The organism is Jeotgalibaca sp. MA1X17-3 (genome assembly GCF_021513155.1).
Classification (GTDB): Bacteria; Bacillota; Bacilli; order Lactobacillales; family Aerococcaceae; genus Jeotgalibaca.
On sequence record NZ_CP090983.1, the window covers coordinates 2,312,440 to 2,333,483 of the forward strand.

Below are 21,044 nucleotides of genomic sequence, written 5' to 3' on the forward strand. Positions count from 1 at the left end.
AAAAAAATATTAAGTTTTTCTCCAGATGAGCTGACACTAAAAGAAAAGAAAAAATTTCTGATTGGTTCCGTTATTCCTAGACCCATTGCTCTTGTCTCAACGATTTCTAATACAGGCATCGTCAATATTGCACCATTCAGTTATTTTAATATCGTCACGTATGACCCTCCTATTCTTTCGATTGCGGTTCAAAGGACAGATGGGGTTCCCAAAGATACGAGTAGGAATATTTTTGAAAATAAAGAAGCCGTTATTCAAATTGTTGATACTGACAATGTAGAAGCTGCAAACTTGACTTCAGCATCCCTTGGACCAGATGAGAGTGAACTAGACATATCGAACTTTACTACTGTAGAATCAAAAGCAATAAGAGTTCCAGGACTGAATGAAACAAAAGTTAGGTTTGAAACTGAATTATACGATTCTATGACTATTTATAACGAAAAAAACATTCCTACTGCAGACATGATTCTTTTGAAAGTGAAACACTATCATATAAATGAAAAGATTTATCATAATGGGTACATTGATCCCATAAAGCTAAAGGCAGTTAGTCGACTCGCAGGAAACGATTACGCAGAAATAGGCAAGCTTTTCACAGTGAAACGACCTGAGTAAAAAGAAAGGTGTGGGTAATTTGGAATATATTTATAAAGAAAAGAAAAAAGGTGCTCCTCTATTTGTGTTACTCCATGGTACAGGTGGCACAGAAAAAGACTTAGTCTCTCTTGCAGAATTTTTAAACCCCGAATATAATATCTTGGGTATCAGAGGGAATGTACAAGAAAATGGGATGAATAGATATTTTAAACGTCATGGAGAAGGTCATTACGATTGGGAAGATTTGGAATTTCGGGGAAACGAACTTTACACTTTTATTGTAGAAAAATCAAATGAATATACATTTAAAATGGAAGATATTGTATTGGTAGGCTTCTCAAACGGATCCAATATCGCAATTAAAATGATGCTCCAACAACCAAAATCATTTAAGAGAGCAGCATTATTTGCACCTATGTATCCTACAGATGTTCAAACAAAACCCGATTTTAGTGACTTGAAAGTATTTCTATCACTGGGTAAAGATGACCCCATTGTACCAGAGTCCGAAAATTTGCGTGTCATTGATCTCTTCAAACAAAGTGGCGCAGATGTTACAACAGCTCGAATAAATGGACATCAGCTAACTCAAGAGGTGGCTGAAAAAGCTCAAATTTGGTTAAACAAATAGTTTTGATATTAATTTTTATTAAACTAAATCCTCTGTTTTTATTATAGTGGAGAAAAAATTTTATAGGAGTGAATCAAATGGAGATAAAAAAACTGAATGAAAAATTCTATATCGGGGATAATTCGGAAGAACCTTTGGCTGAAATGACCATTGTTATGAATGGTACTAAACAATTTATTATTGATCACACAATGGTCAGTGATGAATTGCGAGGAGAAGGAATTGGAGATCAATTGTTGGCAGAGGTAGTGAAGTATGCCCGAGAAAATAGTCTTCAAGTTATTCCTTTATGTCCTTTTGCAAAAGCTAGACTTGAAAGAGATAAAGAATTGTACAAAGATATTTTAATTTAAAAAGTAAGATTAAGTATATATTACTTATAGATTTAAACTAATAAAAAAATAGATTTTAAGGAGAGAAAAATTATGAAAAATGTTAAATTGGCTATTATCTTTTACAGTGTGGGTGGAACAAATCTTCAAATGGCAAAATGGGCGAAAGAAAGTGCAGAAGCAGCTGGGGCCGAAGTGAGATTGCTAAAGGTTCAAGAACTTGCACCACAATCTGTTATTGATAGTAATGACAAATGGAAAGCAACAGTAGAAGCAACAAAAGATATCCCTGTAGCTACTTCTGACGATATCGTATGGGCAGATTCCATCATCTTCAGTACGCCAACCCGTTTTGGAAATATGGCTTCACAAATGAAACAATTTATTGATATTCAAGGAGGTATTTGGGCGAGTGGCAAGACAATCAATAAAGTAGTAAGTGCTATGTCATCCGCACAAAACCCACATGGTGGTCAAGAAGCCACTATTCTCAGCCTCTATACGACTATGATGCATTGGGGTGCGATTATTGTTCCTACGGGCTACACCGATCAGTCCATTTTCACTGCAGGTGGTAATCCTTATGGTACAAGTGTAACAGTTGGACCGGAAGATAAGATGATTGAAGACGTTGAAGCGGCAATAAAACATCAAGCAAAACGTACGGTTACTGTGGCACAATGGGTTAAAAATGGCCAATCATAAGAAATATTTATTCTTTTTTTAAAATATCACATGATTATTTTATAGGGAGTGTTGTGACAAAAACTAGTATCTTAACAGTTTAATTAGATAAAAAATTTGAACACGTCCCCTCCTCTTAGAATATAGTGATTTGAAAGGGTGATATTAATGGGATTTTATAAAAAAAATAAAAATGAAATTATCACTCTCCAGCTTCTCTCCCAGATTCTTGGGAAAATTAAACTTGAATATGCCGCACAGGAGCCACAGTGGGCACATGTTATCCTTGATATTACACCACGTGGATTTTCAACCGGGCTACTACATCACCACTCTTTGTATTTTAAAATCGAAGTAGATCTAATTAAAAACTTACTTATTATTGAAACGGAAAGCAGCGAAGTTTATGTGAAGTTAGCTGATGGAAAATCAATTTGCGAATATTATCAAGAAATAATGTCTCAAGCAAAAAAAGTGGGTTTACCACTCTCCATTCAAACAAAACCACAGGAAATGGAAACTCAAACGCCTTTTGAAGAAGATCATATTCATCATCATTACAATGAGGACGTTGCTACACAAATTCTTAACTGGTTCCAGTTTGCATGGAAAGCTGAACAACAATTTATTGCACCATTCAGACAAAGAAAGATCTATCCTGGTCTTTTCTGGGGAACATTCGATGTCTCATGTATTCTTTTATATAATGAGCTAGAACCTTTTCCAGATGATAGTAAAATTATAGAACGAGCTGCATTTGATGAACAAATGGTTGAATTCGGTTTTTGGTTAGGCGATGAAAATGTTGAGAATCCAACTTTCTTTACACTTCCATATCCATTTGTTGAAGAAGTGGAATTGAAAACTGACAAATCTTTTCCAAAAGGAAGCTACTTCAGCTCCACAATGGCTGAGTACCTCTATGAAATAAAAGAAGAAATCGATCAAGTTGATACGGATAAAGTAATCCAATTTATGGAAGCTTCTTGTAGAAGTTCTATTGCCTATTTAATGTGGGAAAATACAAGTCACTACTTTGAACAATTGAAAATGAAGAAAAAAGAATAGTCATTTACATCAAACGTCTTGGTTTTATTACAAGACGTTTTTTTATTTTTTATACTTATGGATTTAAGTTTAAAGAATTGCTTGTCTAGTTTCCATCATAGATGACTATAATAATACTGGCTTTCGCAGTAAACCATTTCATATGTAAATCAATTTTCTAAATGTTATAAAATCTACTTCTAGAATTTTTCTACGTAGAGTTGTTTTGAATGTATGGAGAGATCCTGTCATTATAACGGATCATTACTATTTTCATTAGCTAAAACAGAATAAATAAGATAAGATTAGCGCAATAGATGCAAACTTAGTTTCAGTTGTTTTCTAACCATGCAAATTCCTAGGAAGGGGAGAACTCTATGAAAACACAAGAAATTCCTTGGTGGAAAAAAAGTGTCGTGTATCATATCTTTTTGCGTAGTTTTAAAGATTCTGACGGAGATGGCATTGGGGATATTCATGGAATCATTGAAAAATTAGACTATCTAGAAAATTTAGGTGTAGAAGTTCTTTGGATTTCTCCTATTAACGATTCACCTCAAGTCGATTCGGGCTATGATATCCGTGATTATTACTCTGTATACCCCCTTATGGAACGATGCAAGATATTGAAAAACTGATTGAAGAGCTACATAGTAGAAATATGAAATTACTTCTCGATGTTGTTATTAATCATACCTCCGATGAGCATCCTTGGTTTTTAAAAAGTCGTTCTTCCTTAACAAGCCCCTACCGTGACTACTATTTCTGGCGTGATGAATCCTCACCAGGACAGCCTCCCAATAAATGGCAATCCATTTTCGGAGGAAGTGCTTGGAAATACGATCCTTCTACAAATCAATCCTACTTGCATCTCTTTCATACAAAACAACCGGATTTAAATTGGGACCATCCTCCTGTGCGGAAAAGTATTTATAAAATGTTAAAATTTTGGCTCGACAAAGGTGTTGATGGCTTTCGTTTGGACGCTATTTTTATCATTTCAAAAGATCAATCCTTTCCAGAAGGAATCCCGCTTCCTGGAACTCCTTTTACTCATGGATCCCCTCACTACCGAAATGGCCCGCGCGTACATGAATTCCTTCAAGAAATGAATCAAGAAGTTTTTTCTCATTATGATATTCTAACTGCTGGCGAAGCAGAAGAAGTTACTCCAAAAGAGGCACAGTTGTTGACTAGTCCTCAACGTAAAGAAATTAATCTGGTTCTTCCTTTCGAACATATTCAATCTGACGAAAAGGATGATAAATGGCTTTGGAGAACCATTGATGTTTTGAAATTCAAACATATTATTTCCAAATGGCATCAAGGATTAGAAGATACTGGCTGGATGGGACTATATTGGACCAGTCACGACATTGCTCGTTCGGTAACTCGATTTGGAAATGATAGCAAAGAATATCGAATAAAATCTGCTAAAATGTTGGCAACCTGTTTGTATTTTTTACGTGCTACTCTCTTTATCATGCAAGGTGAAGAAATTGGGATGACAAACGTTCCTTTTGAATCTCTGGATGATTTCCCAGACATTGAAACACAACAAATTTATGACCAAAAACGTTCTATCGGGTGGTCTCACGAAAGAACAATGATTGCTATTCGTCGCAAATCAAGAGATAATAGTAGAACACCGATGCAATGGGACGATCGCCACGCAGCTGGTTTTACAACTGGCACCCCGTGGATGAAAGTAAATCCTAATTATACGTATATAAATGTGGAAGAAAGTTTACAAGATCCTGAATCTATCTTCTATCATTACAAGGCATTGATCCAAATTCGGAAACAAAAAGAAATGCTATGTACGAGTCCTTTTAAACTTTTATTAGAAAAACATCCCGAAGTCTTTGCTTATTTACGTTATAATCAAAAAGAAACGATTCTCGTTCTCTGTAATTTTTCTGAATTTTCTCAATCCTTAGAAAATGAAACTCTACCTAATGAACTTAATCATGCAACGATCATGATTACGAACCGAGAATATTCATCGAAAAATAGAACGATTTTGGAACCATATGAGTCAACCGTTTATCAATGGAATCAATAATCATTTAAAGGAGGAGTTTTAATGAATTACAGAAATTTAGGAAATAGTGGATTACGTGTCAGTGAGTTATCTTTAGGAAGTTGGCTTACGTATGGTAAATCGGTAGAGGATGATACCGCAAAAAAATGTATCGAAACGGCCTATGATTTAGGAATCAATTTCTTTGATACGGCAAACGTTTATGAAAGTGGGAACGCAGAAATTGTTTTAGGAAACGTGCTGAAAAATTATGATCGCTCTAGTGTAGTTGTTGCCAGTAAGGTATTTTTCCCTATGGGTGATGGTCCTAACGATCGTGGACTTTCACGCAAGCATATCTTCGAACAATGTGATGCTAGTCTACAACGCTTAGAAATGGACTATTTAGACCTCTATCAATGTCACCGTTATGACCCTTCTGTGCCAATAGAAGAAACGTTATGGGCTCTGGATGATTTACAACGACAAGGTAAAATTTTATATGCTGGTGTTAGCGAATGGCCAGCTGATAAAATTCAAGAAGCACACCGTATTGCGAAAGAACGCAATTTCCGTCCTTTAGTATCGAATCAACCTGTTTATAATATGATTGAACGTTACATCGAAATGGAAGTTCTTCCTGTATCGGTAGCAAATGGAATGGGACAAATCGTCTTTTCTCCATTAGCTCAAGGAATTTTAACCGGAAAATACAAACCCGGCCAACAAGTTCCGGCAGATAGTCGTGCTGCCAACACAGAAATTAGTGGGTTCATGAAGTCTTATTTAGAAAATGATTACCTTTTAGAAGTCGTTCAACAATTACAACAATTCGCTCATGAGCTTGACATCAACCTACCGCAATTGGCGTTAGCTTGGATTCTTCGTCAACCAGGAGTTAGTTCTGCGATTATTGGTGCCAGCAGACCAGAGCAAATTGAAGACAATGTAAAAGCTGTTGATGTAGAATTGACAGATCAGATTCTTCAAGGAATCAATGAGTTATTAATGCCTATTTCTAATTTTGGACCACGAAAGTAATTACAAAATAAAAGACTCTTCATTTCTGCTAGTTTGTAGCTAAAATGGAGAGTCTTTTTTAGTTGGTTTACTACTTGATGCGTATCACCCTTTGCGTATCAACTAGAGATTAGTTTCTACCAATAAAAGTTACCAAAAAACCACTTTAACCATCTACAGTAAATAAACTTATTTCTCTTTTACTTTTACGGCCTCTAACCAAGCTTTCGCAATCATTCCATGCCCCGCAACGGTCGGATGAACGCCATCATCCCCTGTTAGATATTGAAAACTAGTCTTCATTCCTATTGAATTCAACAAACCATCCAAAGGAATAAAATCTACTGCAAATTCGGTTGCTAGACGGCGAATGATTTGAATTCTTGGATCTAAATCAGTCCGCCATTCTAAGCGATCAATGGGATCACTCAGTACAAACGGTTCTAATATTACAATTTGTGCGTTGGTCTTATTTTTTACTTGATTCAATAGTAGTCGATACATCTCTTCAAATTCTTGAAGAGCATCTTGAGATGCAAAAGTGGTTGTTCCAACATGATGCCAAGTATCATTAATTCCAATTAAGATGGAGACGATATCCGGTTGCAAAGAAATACAATCTTCAGCCCACCGATTTTCAAGGTCTGTTATTTTATTTCCACTAATTCCACGATTTAAAAACTGTAATTGCAATTCAGGATAGGTAGCAGCTAATGCTCCAGCTACCATCAATGGATATCCATGTCCTAAATCATTACCCTCTTCTCGATTCCTACCCACGTCTGTAATACTGTCACCGATAAATAGAATTAAATCATTCTTTTTTAGTTCCATTTTATTGCCTCCAATTTTTGTCTTTCCTTTATTATAGACTACAATTTTTCATAATAATAAAAAAAGTTCAAATAATAAAAACTAACACCAAATAGGCTGGTACAAAAGTACCAGCCTATTTCCTACTTCTTAACCATTTTTTTAACGCGGAATAAAAGGCAGACCCGACGTCCCCTTCCCAATTCATACTCAGATAGTCTACGACCATCCTCGTTTATTCGTTCCAGTGTTCGGGTCTAACTGCCTTTTGTTCCACTCTCTTTCAGAATTGATTGATTCAAATTCTCTGCTTACCTTCCATTCGTACGATAAATCCTTGCGCCAAATGGCAGAAGAGCTAGTTTAGCATGCTTGAAATGTTGGAGTCCAAATGGAATTCCTACAATCGTAACGCAAAATATAGCACCTAAAACTACTTCTTCTAAAGCTAATGCCAGTCCTCCTAAAAGAATCCAAATAATATTAATTAATAATGAGGCCCCACTATCACTAAATTGAATTTCTTTTCCAAACGGAGCAGCACCCATCTTTGCAAATTTAAAACATTGCATCCCTACTGGAATACCCACGATGGTCATACACCACAAAATACCTATAAACACCCAAGAAATAAAACTAATAAAACCACCTAAGATAAACCAAATGATATTCATAAGTACGCTCATAAACCTCTTCCTCTCTTTTCATCTTCTATATCTATTTTAGCGAAAAAGGTATCGTAATACATCAGACTTGATACTGATTTTTCTTAATTATTATATTCATTTCAAAATTCCTCTTTTTAGCCAATTCAAGCGTTGATGAATGGCAGCAAATGTTTGTTCTTCTGTCCATTCACGTAAAAAAGACTTCATAAATAATTCGTGGAAAATTTCTTTAATAAAATCTAAAAAAGCTAGTAACTCATGTTCTTCAACTGCTATTTCTTCCCAATCAATTACTTCTATTACCTCTTGTAAAAATTGTTTGTAATCCATTTTAGGAGTGTTTGAGTCCTTCTCCATCTGAGAAAAAAGATGATAGTCCATTTTCACTAATAAATTCCGGTAAAAAGCACGATACGTAGGTTCAAAAAATTGATTTGCCATTTTTTTCGCGTATCGAGTCATTCCTTCAAAAAAAATACCCTCCGCTTCTTCTAGCGACTGTAACAGTAAGTCATGAGGATCCCATGCTATTCGTTGATAAATATATGTGTATACTTCTTCTAAATCATTAAAATATTTATAAAAGCTAGCCCGAGATAAGCTTAATTTCTTGGTAATATTTCCGACTGATGCTTCCTGTAAAGGGTTTGTTGAAAACTCTTCAAAGGCAGCTTGTAAAATTTCTTTTTGCCGTTCCTCAGGTAAACGATAAAAGGTTGGTTTTGGCATGTGTATTCCTCCATTTATATAATTAGTTATTTATTTTTTTATTGGTACAAGCTAGTTGACACCATGATTTTGTACTACTATAATCAGTATAGCACGTCGGTAACACCCTGTCACCGATAAACAGAAAGGGGAGTTTTCCTTGAAATCAATTATACAAGTAGATAATTATACAAAAAGTTATGGTGACTTCATGGCAGTTGATCACATATCCTTTGAAGTAGAAGAGGGCAGTATTTTTGGCTTCCTCGGACCAAATGGAGCTGGAAAAAGTACAACAATTAACACGTTGTGTACGCTCTTAGAAAAAACTTCCGGAACGTTAACGATTGATGGACATGATGTAACTACTGATAAAAATGAAGTAAGAGAATCAATTGGTATTGTTTTCCAAGAAGCCACTTTAGATGAAAAAATGACGGTTCAAGAAAACTTAGAAATGCATTGCGTCTTCTACCGTGTTCCTAAAAAAGAAATCCAAGAAAGAATCGATTTTGTAATGAACATGGTTGATTTAGCCGAATGGAAAGGGGCAATGGTTTCAAGTTTATCTGGAGGAATGAAGCGTCGAGTGGAAATTACTCGTGCTCTTTTACATAATCCTAAAGTACTTTTTTTGGACGAACCAACGACTGGTCTAGATCCTCAAACGCGTAATAGAATGTGGGAGTATATTGTTCAACTGCAAAAAGAAAAAAATATTACTATTTTCTTGACGACTCATTACATGGAAGAAGCAGAAATCTGTGATCAGGTTGCAATTATAGATAATGGGAAAATCATGGTGAACGATCATCCAGAAGAGCTGAAGCGTCGGTACACCCAAGATGAAGCTCGAGTTACTATTTCATCTCCAGAATCTTTCAAGAGCGCTCTTACAGAAAATGGTTATAAGTTCCGTGTCCTCAACCAGGGAGACTTTGAGATCGACATCGATAATATCCAACATTTCTTATCTTTCTTAGATCCTTTTCAAAAAGATATTCTTAATTTAGAAATCAAAAATGGCACTTTAAATGATGTGTTTTTAGAAATTACTGGTAAAAAAATTCGTGAGGAGGCTTAATCATGCGTGTTATTAAAGCTTTGTGGTTACGTAATATTAAAACATTTATGAGAGATCGGACTCGTTTGATTATTTCATTAATCATTCCCTTCTTCTTTATTTATATATTTAGTTCTATTTTTAAAACAGAATACGTAGACAATCCTACTGCATTTATGTTGGCGGGAGTTGTTATTGTTACTGTATTTCAAACGTCACTTTCACTTGCTACTTCAACAATCGATGATGTTGTATCTGGCTTCATGAAAGAAGTGTTAGTCAGTCCTGCCTCTCGCACTCTAGTAGCAATTGGACAACTCCTATCAGCAGCTACCGTTGCAACGGTTCAAGGTTTCTTGATTTTAATCATTGGATTGTTTACTGGTCTTTCTTTTGATAGCTGGTTGACTCCAATTTATGTTATTGCAGCGATGGTCTTAGTAGGACTTGTTTTTTCTGGTTTAGGTTTATTTTTAGCTTCTCATGTAGAAAGTGCCTCTACGTTCCAAGTGGTTCAACAAGCCATTGTTTTACCATTTACTTTTTTATCAGGAGCTTATATTCCTTTATCTCTTCTACCGAAAACATTACGCTTCGTCAGTCTTTTGAATCCAATGACTTATACGACTGCATTTTTCCGAACAATTATATTAGAAAAAACAAATGCATCCACCCAACAGCTATTGAATGAGGGACTGGCCTTTGAAGTCAATGGCTTTGTTATTACTCCTTTTATTAGTGGGATTATCGTTATCGTTCTAGGATTGTTTTTCCTTTTCCTAGCAGCCTACTCTTTCCGAAAAGCTGATTTCACTAAATTCTCTCGTACAACTGGTGGGGAAACACCAGCACACCGCGCACGATAAAAAAAGGTTCTGAGACATATGTCTCAGAACCTTTTCTATTCTTAAGAACGGAATAAAAGGCAGATTCGACTTCCTCTTTACGAATCATATTCGGATCTAAACGGCTTTTATCCTGTTCTTTTTTTATTTAGCCTTCTTTTACTAAATAATCTTCAGCAATTGCTAAAAAGGTTTGACCTGCAACCAACATTGCTTTTTCATCCACATTGAAACGCGGATGGTGGTGAGGGAATGTCGCTTCCAAATCAGGATTAAATCCTCCTACATTGAAAAACACTCCCGGTTTCACTTTAGAGAAATAACCAAAATCTTCTCCACCCATTGTCGGGTCACGCTCCACGATATTGTCTTCCCCAAACTTTTCTTTCATTAAAGAAACAAAACGAGATGTTTCTTCTGGATGATTATAAACGGAATCATAGCCACGAGTGTAATTTACTTTACATGTAGCATGGTACATATCTGCGACACTATTAGCCATTACTTCCATTTCTCTTTGAATTGTATCTCGTGCTTCTTCTTGATAAGTCCGAACGGTTCCTTTAATCATAGCTGTATCAGCAATAATATTATTTGCTTCTCCACCAGCTTGAATGGTTGAAACGGTCACCACTGCTGGATGCAAAGGATTGATTGTACGACTGACAAGTGTTTGTAAGGCTTCAACAATTTTCGTTGCAATAATTACTGAATCAATGGTCTCATGTGGATAAGCCCCATGACCACCTTTTCCTTGAATACTAATAGTAAAGAAATCAGCCGCTGCCATAGCATATCCAGGTGTATAGCCAATTTTTTCAGCTTCCAATAAAGCCTGAACATGTTGACCAAAAACGTAATCTACGTCTTCCATAGCGCCAGCCTCTACCATACTTTTTGCCCCACCAGGAAGGACTTCTTCTGCATTTTGATGAAGGAGAACGACCGTACCATGTAGATCTTCGCGATGATTAAACAAAACTTGGGCTACACTCAAAAGAGTTGCTGTATGTGTATCATGTCCACATGCATGCATAACTCCTTCTTTTTTTGATTTATAGGAAACCTTATTTTCTTCCTGAATACGCAATGCATCAAAGTCTGCCCGAAAGGCAATCGTTGGTCCTGGATGAGCTCCTTTAATTTTGGCAACAATTCCGTAGCCATTCCCTACATTTTCTTGAATATCTTGAATACCAAAGGAACGTAACTTTTCTAATATGTATTGTGCCGTTTCTTTTTCTTCGAAAGAAGGCTCCGGGTACTGATGTAAATAACGTCTCATTTCTACTGTTTCTTCAAAATTTCCTTCTAATTCTTTTACCCAAGCTTGATACGTATCTGTTCCTTTTACTGTTGTACGTTCCATGATACCCCTGCTTTCTCATATGTATTATTTTGCTCCACTTGATCCATCGCTCGTTCATGTTTTTTTCTTAAAAATGGAATTTCTTGCTTGCTACAGTAAACATAATGCTCCGGGGCAACTTCATAGAGTGCCACTTCGGAATCATTCGCATATTGATGGAACGTTTCGTCATACCCGATTCGCTTCCTTTGGCGTTCCTTATCTGGATCAGGAACGGGAACCGCCGATAACAATGATTCTGTATAAGGATGGAGAGGACAATTGTAGAGGTCATCTGCTGGAGCAATTTCTAAAAGCCTTCCTCCATTCATAACCCCAATTCGATCACTAATGTATTTTACCATCGACAAATCATGCGCAATAAATAAATAGGTTAACTTACGTTCCTTCTTCAATTTCTTCATTAGATTAACAATCTGCGCTTGTATCGAAACATCCAAGGCAGAGATCGCTTCATCTGCAACGATAAAGGATGGACTAACAGCTAACGCACGGGCAATCCCAACTCGTTGACACTGCCCACCGGAAAACTCACGAGGGTAGCGCGTCGCATACTCTGGATTTAAACCGACTAACTCCAAGAGTTCATAAACCTTTGCTTCTTTTTCAGCTTGTGTTTGGGTCAAACCATGTACTTCCAAACCTCCACCTATGATTTCCATCACCGTTTTTTTAGGATTTAAAGATGCATACGGATCTTGAAAGACCATTTGAACTGACTTACGGAATGCTTGTAAATCCTTCCGTTTTTTTACGTGGCTGATATCCTTCCCATCAAAGGTAATTTCACCAGAGGTAGCCTCTTGTAGTTTTGTAATGAGTTTTCCTGTTGTGGATTTACCTGATCCAGACTCACCTACTAAGCCAAATGTTTCCCCTTCGTAGATAAAGAAGGAGAGATCTTGAACCGCTCGAACCTCATTTGCTTTTCCCTCATTAAAATATTGATTGAGTCGCTTTACTTCTAATAGCTTCTTGCGCTTTTGAGTCATCCCTCTTCCCTCCTTTTCATCTTTCCTTTAAAACGATCTCTACGACGAACAATCTCTGCAGGTGGCATTACATCAGGTGCATCCGGATGCAACAGCCAACTTGCCGCATAATGTGTTTTCGAAATCGGGAAAATAGGTGGTTCTTTTTTAAAATCAATAGCCAAAGCATATACGTTTCGTTCAGCAAAAGCATCTCCTACTGGTGGACGCAACATATTGGGCGGTGTTCCTGGGATAGAATAAAGGGATTGACCAACTTGATCCAACGTAGGCATAGAGGCTAATAGCCCCCACGTATAGGGATGTTGTGGATTATAAAATATCTCATCCACTGTTCCCCACTCTACTATTTTCCCGGCATACATGACAACCACACGGTCCGCCATGTTGGCTACCACACCTAGATCATGCGTAATAAAAATAATAGCCGTATCAATTTTATCTTTTAGTTCATTCATTAGTTCTAAAATTTGCGCTTGAATGGTAACATCCAGCGCGGTTGTTGGCTCATCTGCAATTAATATTTTGGGCTTGCAAGCAAGGGCAATGGCAATCATCACCCGTTGTCGCATTCCACCTGAAAATTGATGGGGATAATGCTTCATCCGATTCTCAACGTCTTTGACGCCTACCATTTCCAAAAGCTCTTGGGCTTGTGCCATCGCTTCTTTTTGGCTCGTTTCTTGATGTTGCACAATGGATTCTGCAATTTGCTTGCCTACCGTCATAGTTGGGTTTAACGATGTCATCGGATCTTGGAAGATGGTCGCAATCTCTTTACCACGAATATCTTGCATGGCAACATCACTTAACTTCAATAAGTCCTGACCTAAATAAAGAATTTCACCTTTTTTTATCATCGTATTATTCTTTGCTAACAAACCTAAAATTGCTTGCGTTGAAACTGATTTCCCTGAACCAGATTCACCTACAATCGCTAGTGTTTCTCCTTTGTATAAGTCAAAATTCACACCTCTAACTGCATGAACCTCTCCTGCGTACGTTCGAAAAGATATTTCTAAATTTTTAACTTCCAATAGTTTCTTTTGCATGTTTTCACCCCTCTCTAAAGTCTAAACACCAAATGCAGTCAGTAATGTTACCATATGTGCGATATTTTGATAAAAATCATTTAAACGAATATTTTCATTTGGAGCATGCGCTCCTGAATTAGCCCAACCTGCTCCTACACCAGCAATAGGTAGTTGCAAGTATTTTTCAAATAGTTCGCTAGGCCCAGTTCCAGCCATACTTGGTGAAACAACCACAGGATTCGCTTCTCCATAAACACTTTGAGCTGTTTGGACTACCATATCTATAAATGGATCATCTAAATCCGTTCGCTGTGCTCCTTCTGCTCCAACCATCGTTAAGGAAATATCAGAAAAACCATTCGCATCCAAATGGCGACGGATGCTATCGTGAATATGGGTTGGGTCTTGACCAGGAACTAAACGACAATCTAGTTTTGCTTTTGCCATTTTAGGTAGGACGGTCTTGATTCCCGGTCCTGTATACCCACTTGAAAAGCCACATACGGTCATGGTTGGATAAAAAGCTAACGCTTCGCTCTCGGTTACAGGTCCTCCTTCTGTAATCAACTTCCCAGTGAGTCCATATTGCTCTTTAACTTTTTCTGCATCAAAGGGTTGATTGGCAGCTGCTTCTTTATCTTTTTCAGACAAAGGGGTAACTCCATCGTAAAACCCTTCTACAAGAATGTCGTTGTCAATATTTTTCATTGATTCTAAGGCATGAATCATTCGCCATACTGGATTGTCGATAATAGCCGCCATCGAGGAATGAATATCAATGTTAGCCGTTGTTACTTCCAAATCAAAATAGGCGATTCCTTTCATTCCGGCACTGACTACATAGTTTTCATATTTATCTTTTGATCCTGCTTCCCAAATACAAGCATCTGCTTTGAAAAGATCTGTATATTTTTCAATGTACGGATCTAAGTTAGGACTGCCGATTTCTTCTTCTCCTTCTATTAAGAATTTCACGTTACAAGGGAATCCACCCGATTCTTTTAAAATGGATAAAGCATTTAGGCGTGCCATAAAGTTGGCTTTATTATCAGACACACCACGTGCATAGAGAATACCATCCAAAACAGTAGGTTCGAAAGGTTCCGTTTTCCATTCATCTAATGGATCTGACGGTTGGACATCGTAGTGATTGTAGAAAAGAAGAGTTTTATTAGGATTCCCTCCCTCTGAAGCTTGGAAATACCCATAAACAACAGGGTGTCCACCTAAGTCATCCAGAATTTGTACTTCTCCACCTACTTCTTCAATCAATGATTGAACGTAGGCAACTGTTTCAGGAATTTGTCTTTTTTCTGTTGAAACGGATTCGAGGCGTAAGTAATCCTCGAAAGACGCCATTCTTTTATCAGCCATCTCTTTTGCTTTTGCTACTAATTGATTTGTTTGGGAAACTGTCATTTTCTTACCTCCACTTTTTTATTTCAATGTCCATGTATGAACGTCATACAAGGAACCACCCCAGTACTCTTTCATCCCGCCATCTAGAACATCATGTTGAATGAAAACATCATGTTGGGAATAAAGGGGTAAGATTGGTGCTTGCTCTTGCATCTTCACTTGAAACTCATCATAGATTTCTTTTCGTTTGGCACTATCGGTCTCTGCTTTACCTGCATCCAGTAAGGCATCCAATTCTGTACTGGAAACAGCAGCGTAGTTAGAGGAACCGGTCGTTCCAAAATAAGTTGTCAAGTCTGGATCAACTGAAACAACAATTCCACCTAGATAAATATCATATTCAGCAGCACGAGCTTTTTCTAAAGTTGTTGGGAAGTCATACGTTACTTGCTCCACTGTAAAGCCGACTGCTTCCAAATCTTGTTCAATCAAGTTAGCGGATTGTTCTCGTACTTTATTTCCAGTCGGAACCATGATTTCAATCGGTCTTGATAGATCATAATCTGATTTTTCGATATAGTCTTTTGCTTTCTCTGGATCATAGGCTAACGGATCTAGTGATTCATTCTGATAAGGACTTGCAGAGGTATAAGGGGCAGCAATTACTTCTGCATTTCCTTTAAGCAAGTTATCTACAATCATATCGCGATTAACCGCATGCGACATTGCCAAACGAATGTTTTGATCCAAACGAGTGTTATTGAAATAAGCAAATTGAGCGGTCCAAGCCGGTTGCGTTTTAACCGTTACACCATCTACACTTTCAACCATATCAATATCGGAAATAGATATTTCACCGATACCTCCACCGGCATTCATCGTTACACCACCCGTTTGTAATTCCGTTGCTAAGTTCGTTCCTGACATCACACGAATGAATACTTCTGGAATAGCAGGTGCTCCTCGATAATAATCTTCATAAGCTGCCAATTCTAGATGTGAATCTTGAACATATTCTACAAATTTATACGGTCCACTTGTGACGGTTGGTTTGATAAATGCATCAGAACCATCAAGCTCGGCTACGGGGATTTCTTCCAAGACATGTTTCGGTTGGATAAAGATGGATGTTCCAACCATTTCTTTTACATAATTAGGATCTGTCGGGACTTTCGTCTTAAACGTAAGTGTATGTTCATCCACCACAACTAGATTAGGAATTTCAGTACCACTGTCCAACTTACTAGAGCTATTAACGCCATCCAGTGACGTTAGGTACAGTCCAACTGTTTGTACTTCTGGATTAGCAAGTAGGTTCATCGTAAAGACGACATCTTCTGCTGTAATAGGTGTGCCGTCTGTCCAAGTAGCATCCGGGTTTAACTTGATTGTATAGTTTTGATTATCTGTTGTTTCAAATGAATCGGCTAGTTTGGGTTCAAATTCTAAGGGTGTCGTCATTTCCAACAACGTATCAAAGAAATACCGTTGTACCCAACGGGTAGAAACACCACTTGCATTAATGGGGCTTAAATTCCCCATTGGATTCGTTACCCCTACATAAAGGGTGTCCGAAGCTGTTTCAGTGGCGACCCCACTTGCCTTCGTTGAATCTGTATCTTCTGCACCATCTGCATTCCCACACGCTGCCAATACAAGCATACTTGCTGTCAGCATAAATACCATTGCTTTTTTATTCATTTTCATCATGTTGTTTTCCTCCAAATTTTAATTTTTTGTACCATCAAAGGCATCACGTAGGCCGTCGCCAATAAAGTTAATGGATAATACTGCTAATAGGATCATAATTCCTGCTGGAATCCAAAGCCATGGTTGACTGGATAAGACCGTCAGTGACTGAGCTTGAGATAAAATATTTCCCCAACTCGCTGTTGGTGGTTGGATTCCCATACCCAAGAAGCTGAGGGAGGATTCCGTTAATATGGCACTGGCAATTCCAAAGGTTGCATTGACAAAGATATTGGACAGTACATTGGGTAAAATTTCTTTAAATAAAATATGAGGGGTACTATACCCAACGGAAATAGCTGCTTGAATATACTCGCTATCTTTTATAGTCAGAACATTTCCACGCACAATGCGGGAAAGGGGCACCCAGTTTAACAGTCCTAACACTAGAGTAATCGTTCCTACTCCCGGTCCTATAATACTAACAAGAACTAATATCACCATAAAAGAAGGAAACGATTGAATAATTTCTGTCGATCGCATGATGAAGTTGTCTACCTTACCCCCGAAAAATCCTGCGATTAGACCTAGCGTTGTTCCGATTACCGTGTAAATAGCAACTGAACTAACACCAACAAACAAAGAAACCCGTGAGCCGTAGATTAAGCGACTAAATACATCTCGTCCGACACCATCCGTACCCAACCAGTACGTGCTACTTGGATTGGCTTCAAAATCTGGTGTAATTAAATTGGGCTGAAAATTTGTAACGAGTGGAGCAAATACCGCCATTAAAATCATGATAATGAAAACAATGGTTCCGATCACTGCCGGCTTGTGTTTCATAAATCGTTTGAAAATAATTTTTTTGTTGCTTTCTGCTTTAATTGTTTTTGATAGATGTTCTTCTTTCGGAAAAGTTGTCCCTTCCGCGTAAACACGTGTAAACTCAGATGTAGTTGTAGCCATCTATACCCCTCCTAACTTTCGCTATAACGAATCCGTGGATCTGCTGCAGCGTAGAAAATATCCATTAATACATTAGCTAATAACACAGTCACTGCAGAAGCCAGTGTAATAGCCATTAAAACATTGTAGTCACGTGATTGAATGGATGAAATCGTTAATGCACCTAGACCAGGCCATTGGAAAATCTGTTCGGTTACAATCGCTCCTCCAATAAGCTTGGGGATATCTGATGCAATGATTGTAATAATTGGTACAAATGCATTACGAATCCCATGTCGGAAAATAATTTGACTAGGTTTTAATCCTTTTGCTTTTGCTGTTCGTAAGTAGTTTTCTCCAAAAATATCAATCATACTGGAACGAACGTAACGAATCATGTTCGCTGAAATGGTTGATGCAATAACCGTTACTGGTAAAATCAGATGCTGTAGTTGCTCTACAAAGCCACCGTCTGATCCAAGAACTTGCCTACCACCCGTCGGTAACCATTTCAATTGCACTCCAAAAATATAAATCAGAAATAGTCCAAAGAAAAAGTTCGGATCGAAACGCCTAGGATGGATGAACCGGTAATCAGATAATCTACCCATGTGTTTTGTTTGACTGCGCTATAAATTCCTAATGGAATCGCAACTAGGTATGCAACTACTAATGATGCTCCCATCAAAATTAAAGTAGGTCCAACTCTTTCCATCAAGATATTTGTTACGGGTTGTCGGGTTGCAAAAGAATTTCCTAAATTCCCTTGCAGTAATTCTTTCAACCAGTAGAAATAACGAATCAGGAGCGGTTTATCCAAACCTAAGCTCACTCTCACTTGATTGATTTGCTCCTCCGTAGCATCGGCACTCACATATAAAGTAGCCGGATCACCAGGGGCAAAGTTGATAATCATATAAGACAAAAATGTGATAAAAAATAGGACGACAAATCCAATCATCAATCGTCTAATTAAATATTTTTTCATGCTGACACCTCCAAGTTAGTTAGACCCAGTAATAAAAAAAGAAGCCCTTCGCAATGAAGGGCTTCAATAATGCCAAGCCCTCCGTGGAACACAAATGAGGACTCAACTAATTTAATAGTTCGAATCCTAGGGCTTAATAATTAATAAAATAACTGGTTGAGCGCTACTATTATTTTTTACGAAAGTTGTTTTCATATTCATCATCAGTACCGCTCCTTGTCTTGTTTTTTTTAGTGTCCCTACTTTAACCTGAGCAAATTAGAAAGTCAACCATTTTTCTAATCTTTTTATCATCTGTCCTTAACGAATAGATAAAAGAATATCTTTAACCTTGATTCTTCAAGGTTAAAGATACTAAAGATAGGATTCAAAAATTAGAAATAGCTGATGAATCTAAATTAGGTAATCCACTAGTGCGAGATAAATAAACTACAGAAATTCTGAGTAACCAGATGAAGTGGTCGAATATCAAATAAAACCCGTTCACTCTAGTAACTAGAATGAACGGGTTTTTCGAGTATTAAGTAGTTATTACTTATTCTTTTCGACTAGTAATTGCAAATCTTTTTCGAGTGAGGCTCTAAATTCTCTTAATAAATGTTGCTGATTTTCAGTTAGATCCATTGGCTTATCATCCAGGACACAAATCGTTCCAAAAAATTCGCCATCTGGCCATTTAATCGGAAGACCATGATAAGAAATCATGTCGATGTCCATATCTGGATTATCTTTCCATGCCTCTAATTTACGGGCATCAACAACAGAAAATTCACTATCGGTACCAATGACTGTTTCACAGTAGAGACCGTGACACAGGTAATCGTTCCCGCCAGCTTTATATGGATTCGATTCATTTTCACTCATCATAAAGACGTGCATGGACTCTTTAGTAATTTCCATGATCAACCCCGCACGCACATCCGCAAATGAAGCGATGAGGTTAACAATATTCTGCCAACCGTCTTTGACCTCTTGTGTTACTTGTGGTTTATCTTCACCTGTAATCGGTACCTCTTGATAAGAGCCATCTGAGCGTAATTTAACTTTTGCTGTAGCCATCTTATAAAACTCCTTTCAAATACTTGTCATCAATCTATGTGTTGTTAGCTCTCCTGCATATATTCTATTTTAACATTCAAACGCTTCCTTTTATAATTTAAAGATTTTACCCCCGTCTTTAATACGTCAGAAAAAGTCTATTCCGTACGATTAAAAAGAAAATGGTTAACATTCAAATCATCAACTTTCTACAGAGTTAAAATATATTTTTATATACAATTCTTTTCTACTTAACTTTAACCTGGCTTTTAATCCCTGCAACAGAGATTCACGCAAGAACTACTTTAGCAACTAAACTTAAAATAATATAGGTGCGTTCCTTGCAAAATCGGCTAAGATTAAATAATAGAATTTCATCACATCAAGCCATTTCAGCCAACTTTTCCTTCAACTTTAAAGCTTTTCTCCATATATCCACGTTTTTCAAAAAACGATAGAATGATTTCGTAAAGATCAAATACTTGAAAGTGAATGACCGGTCTATTCTTTTCTACAAAACTGAATATATCAGGCGTCTCTTCGCGCACGAAGAGTTCATCTGATGGATCATAGTCGAATATATAAAAACTCATTTCATTGCCTAAGCTTTTATTTTCTAAAAAGTTAGGTTTCAGAAGTCTTTCTTGTAATACTTTTAGTCTCTCTTGTGTTGTTTTCATAAAAGCTCTCCTAACAGGACTTCTGCAGCTGGTTTGTATCCTTTTTCCCTTAAAAAATTCTCCGCATCTAAGGAGAGAATCATCCGTTGGATTTGATATGTATCAGAGTCCATTTTCTGTATGAATCCACCTTCTACTAATATTCGAAGAAATGCATTCGATAGCTCTTTTACTGTTTTTTCTGACCATTTATGTGCTTTTTCATTGTTCTCAATTTGTCTTTCAATAAAACGAGTGACTTCTTTTCTTGTTATTTCAGGGTGGTATGTTAGAACTTTTTCTAAGTACATGCCACGAGAAAATTTAAGAAATAGTAAATCAACTTGTAAAATACTATAAATAACTAATAATTTGGATTTTTGAAAATCTTGACTCTGTATTAGCTTTTGAACATCCTCACCCGATTCAGTTAAACGAAAAATAATTTCATTTCCAACTCTTTTTCTTCTATCTATAGAAGGTAGCTGAAACTTTCATAAATAGAGAGTTGTGATAGAGCGGTTGTATTTTTTT

At 37.1% G+C, this 21,044-nt stretch carries 22 protein-coding genes and 2 pseudogenes; 10 read left to right on the top strand and 14 right to left on the bottom strand.

Going from position 1 to position 21,044, the window contains the following annotated elements; translation table 11 throughout:
• Positions 1-6 precede the first annotated feature (6 nt).
• The 8 genes and pseudogenes from LZ578_RS11490 (at position 7) to LZ578_RS11525 (ending at position 6,358) form a co-directional block, all read left to right on the top strand.
• Entirely contained in the window at positions 7-618 is a 612-nt protein-coding gene (locus LZ578_RS11490; protein WP_235146461.1) for a flavin reductase family protein, read from the top strand.
• Positions 619-637: 19 nt separating this feature from the next.
• Complete coding sequence (locus LZ578_RS11495; protein ID WP_235145306.1) at positions 638-1,231, top strand: alpha/beta hydrolase; 594 nt, start codon at positions 638-640, stop codon at positions 1,229-1,231.
• 77 nt (positions 1,232-1,308) lie between these two features.
• Positions 1,309-1,584: a GNAT family N-acetyltransferase gene (locus LZ578_RS11500; RefSeq protein WP_235145307.1), complete on the top strand. Its 276-nt coding sequence runs from the start codon at positions 1,309-1,311 to the stop codon at positions 1,582-1,584.
• Between the two features lie 72 nt (positions 1,585-1,656).
• Complete coding sequence (wrbA, locus tag LZ578_RS11505) at positions 1,657-2,268, top strand: NAD(P)H:quinone oxidoreductase type IV (RefSeq protein WP_235145308.1); 612 nt, start codon at positions 1,657-1,659, stop codon at positions 2,266-2,268.
• A gap of 147 nt (positions 2,269-2,415) precedes the next feature.
• Positions 2,416-3,315, top strand: a complete 900-nt coding sequence (locus tag LZ578_RS11510) for a DUF5996 family protein (RefSeq protein ID WP_235145309.1) — start codon at positions 2,416-2,418, stop codon at positions 3,313-3,315.
• A 356-nt stretch (positions 3,316-3,671) separates the two neighbouring features.
• Positions 3,672-4,750, top strand: a pseudogene (locus LZ578_RS11515) (alpha-glucosidase); the annotation flags it as partial.
• A gap of 357 nt (positions 4,751-5,107) precedes the next feature.
• Positions 5,108-5,359 (top strand): alpha-glucosidase C-terminal domain-containing protein, encoded by a 252-nt coding sequence (locus tag LZ578_RS11520; protein ID WP_235146462.1) that lies wholly within the window; start codon positions 5,108-5,110, stop codon positions 5,357-5,359.
• Positions 5,360-5,380: 21 nt separating this feature from the next.
• A complete protein-coding gene (locus LZ578_RS11525; protein ID WP_235145310.1) occupies positions 5,381-6,358 on the top strand; it encodes an aldo/keto reductase family protein in 978 nt (325 codons plus the stop codon).
• A 168-nt stretch (positions 6,359-6,526) separates the two neighbouring features.
• Here the strand turns inward: LZ578_RS11525 and LZ578_RS11530 are convergent, their stop codons facing one another.
• The 3 genes from LZ578_RS11530 to LZ578_RS11540 all read right to left on the bottom strand — a co-directional run bounded on the left by LZ578_RS11530 (position 6,527) and on the right by LZ578_RS11540 (position 8,547).
• Entirely contained in the window at positions 6,527-7,171 is a 645-nt protein-coding gene (locus tag LZ578_RS11530; RefSeq protein ID WP_235145311.1) for an SGNH/GDSL hydrolase family protein, read from the bottom strand.
• Positions 7,172-7,461: 290 nt separating this feature from the next.
• Positions 7,462-7,836 (bottom strand): YccF domain-containing protein, encoded by a 375-nt coding sequence (locus LZ578_RS11535; RefSeq protein WP_235145312.1) that lies wholly within the window; start codon positions 7,834-7,836, stop codon positions 7,462-7,464.
• Between the two features lie 96 nt (positions 7,837-7,932).
• Positions 7,933-8,547 (bottom strand): TetR family transcriptional regulator, encoded by a 615-nt coding sequence (locus LZ578_RS11540; RefSeq protein WP_235145313.1) that lies wholly within the window; start codon positions 8,545-8,547, stop codon positions 7,933-7,935.
• A 139-nt stretch (positions 8,548-8,686) separates the two neighbouring features.
• Between LZ578_RS11540 and LZ578_RS11545 the strand changes: the two genes are divergently transcribed.
• Together LZ578_RS11545 and LZ578_RS11550 are read left to right on the top strand one after the other, a co-directional pair.
• Positions 8,687-9,610 (top strand): ATP-binding cassette domain-containing protein, encoded by a 924-nt coding sequence (locus LZ578_RS11545; RefSeq protein WP_235145314.1) that lies wholly within the window; start codon positions 8,687-8,689, stop codon positions 9,608-9,610.
• Positions 9,611-9,612: 2 nt separating this feature from the next.
• Positions 9,613-10,455: an ABC transporter permease gene (locus tag LZ578_RS11550; protein WP_235145315.1), complete on the top strand. Its 843-nt coding sequence runs from the start codon at positions 9,613-9,615 to the stop codon at positions 10,453-10,455.
• Positions 10,456-10,582: 127 nt separating this feature from the next.
• Here the strand turns inward: LZ578_RS11550 and LZ578_RS11555 are convergent, their stop codons facing one another.
• From LZ578_RS11555 to LZ578_RS11605, 11 genes and pseudogenes are all read right to left on the bottom strand, one after another.
• Positions 10,583-11,803: a M20 family metallopeptidase gene (locus LZ578_RS11555; RefSeq protein WP_235145316.1), complete on the bottom strand. Its 1,221-nt coding sequence runs from the start codon at positions 11,801-11,803 to the stop codon at positions 10,583-10,585.
• Positions 11,785-12,795: an ABC transporter ATP-binding protein gene (locus LZ578_RS11560; protein ID WP_235145317.1), complete on the bottom strand. Its 1,011-nt coding sequence runs from the start codon at positions 12,793-12,795 to the stop codon at positions 11,785-11,787. Before LZ578_RS11560 ends, LZ578_RS11555 begins: the two co-directional genes overlap by 19 nt.
• Positions 12,792-13,847: an ABC transporter ATP-binding protein gene (locus LZ578_RS11565; RefSeq protein ID WP_235145318.1), complete on the bottom strand. Its 1,056-nt coding sequence runs from the start codon at positions 13,845-13,847 to the stop codon at positions 12,792-12,794. The genes LZ578_RS11560 and LZ578_RS11565 overlap by 4 nt, the downstream gene beginning before the upstream one ends.
• Positions 13,848-13,868: 21 nt before the next feature.
• Positions 13,869-15,248: a M20/M25/M40 family metallo-hydrolase gene (locus tag LZ578_RS11570; RefSeq protein ID WP_235145319.1), complete on the bottom strand. Its 1,380-nt coding sequence runs from the start codon at positions 15,246-15,248 to the stop codon at positions 13,869-13,871.
• An 18-nt stretch (positions 15,249-15,266) separates the two neighbouring features.
• Positions 15,267-16,898: an ABC transporter substrate-binding protein gene (locus LZ578_RS11575; RefSeq protein WP_235145320.1), complete on the bottom strand. Its 1,632-nt coding sequence runs from the start codon at positions 16,896-16,898 to the stop codon at positions 15,267-15,269.
• 18 nt (positions 16,899-16,916) lie between these two features.
• Positions 16,917-17,846: an oligopeptide ABC transporter permease gene (gene opp4C / locus LZ578_RS11580; RefSeq protein ID WP_235145321.1), complete on the bottom strand. Its 930-nt coding sequence runs from the start codon at positions 17,844-17,846 to the stop codon at positions 16,917-16,919.
• An 11-nt stretch (positions 17,847-17,857) separates the two neighbouring features.
• Positions 17,858-18,340, bottom strand: a complete 483-nt coding sequence (locus LZ578_RS11585; RefSeq protein WP_235145322.1) for an ABC transporter permease — start codon at positions 18,338-18,340, stop codon at positions 17,858-17,860.
• A gap of 20 nt (positions 18,341-18,360) precedes the next feature.
• Complete coding sequence (locus LZ578_RS11590) at positions 18,361-18,813, bottom strand: ABC transporter permease (RefSeq protein ID WP_235145323.1); 453 nt, start codon at positions 18,811-18,813, stop codon at positions 18,361-18,363.
• Positions 18,814-19,344: 531 nt separating this feature from the next.
• Positions 19,345-19,872, bottom strand: a complete 528-nt coding sequence (locus tag LZ578_RS11595; RefSeq protein WP_235145324.1) for a GAF domain-containing protein — start codon at positions 19,870-19,872, stop codon at positions 19,345-19,347.
• Between the two features lie 371 nt (positions 19,873-20,243).
• Positions 20,244-20,531 (bottom strand): DUF1788 domain-containing protein, encoded by a 288-nt coding sequence (locus tag LZ578_RS11600; RefSeq protein ID WP_235145325.1) that lies wholly within the window; start codon positions 20,529-20,531, stop codon positions 20,244-20,246.
• Positions 20,528-20,989 (bottom strand): annotated as a pseudogene (locus LZ578_RS11605) (BrxA family protein); the annotation flags it as partial. The gene LZ578_RS11600 and the pseudogene LZ578_RS11605, both read right to left, overlap by 4 nt.
• Between the last annotated feature and the right edge of the window lie 55 nt (positions 20,990-21,044).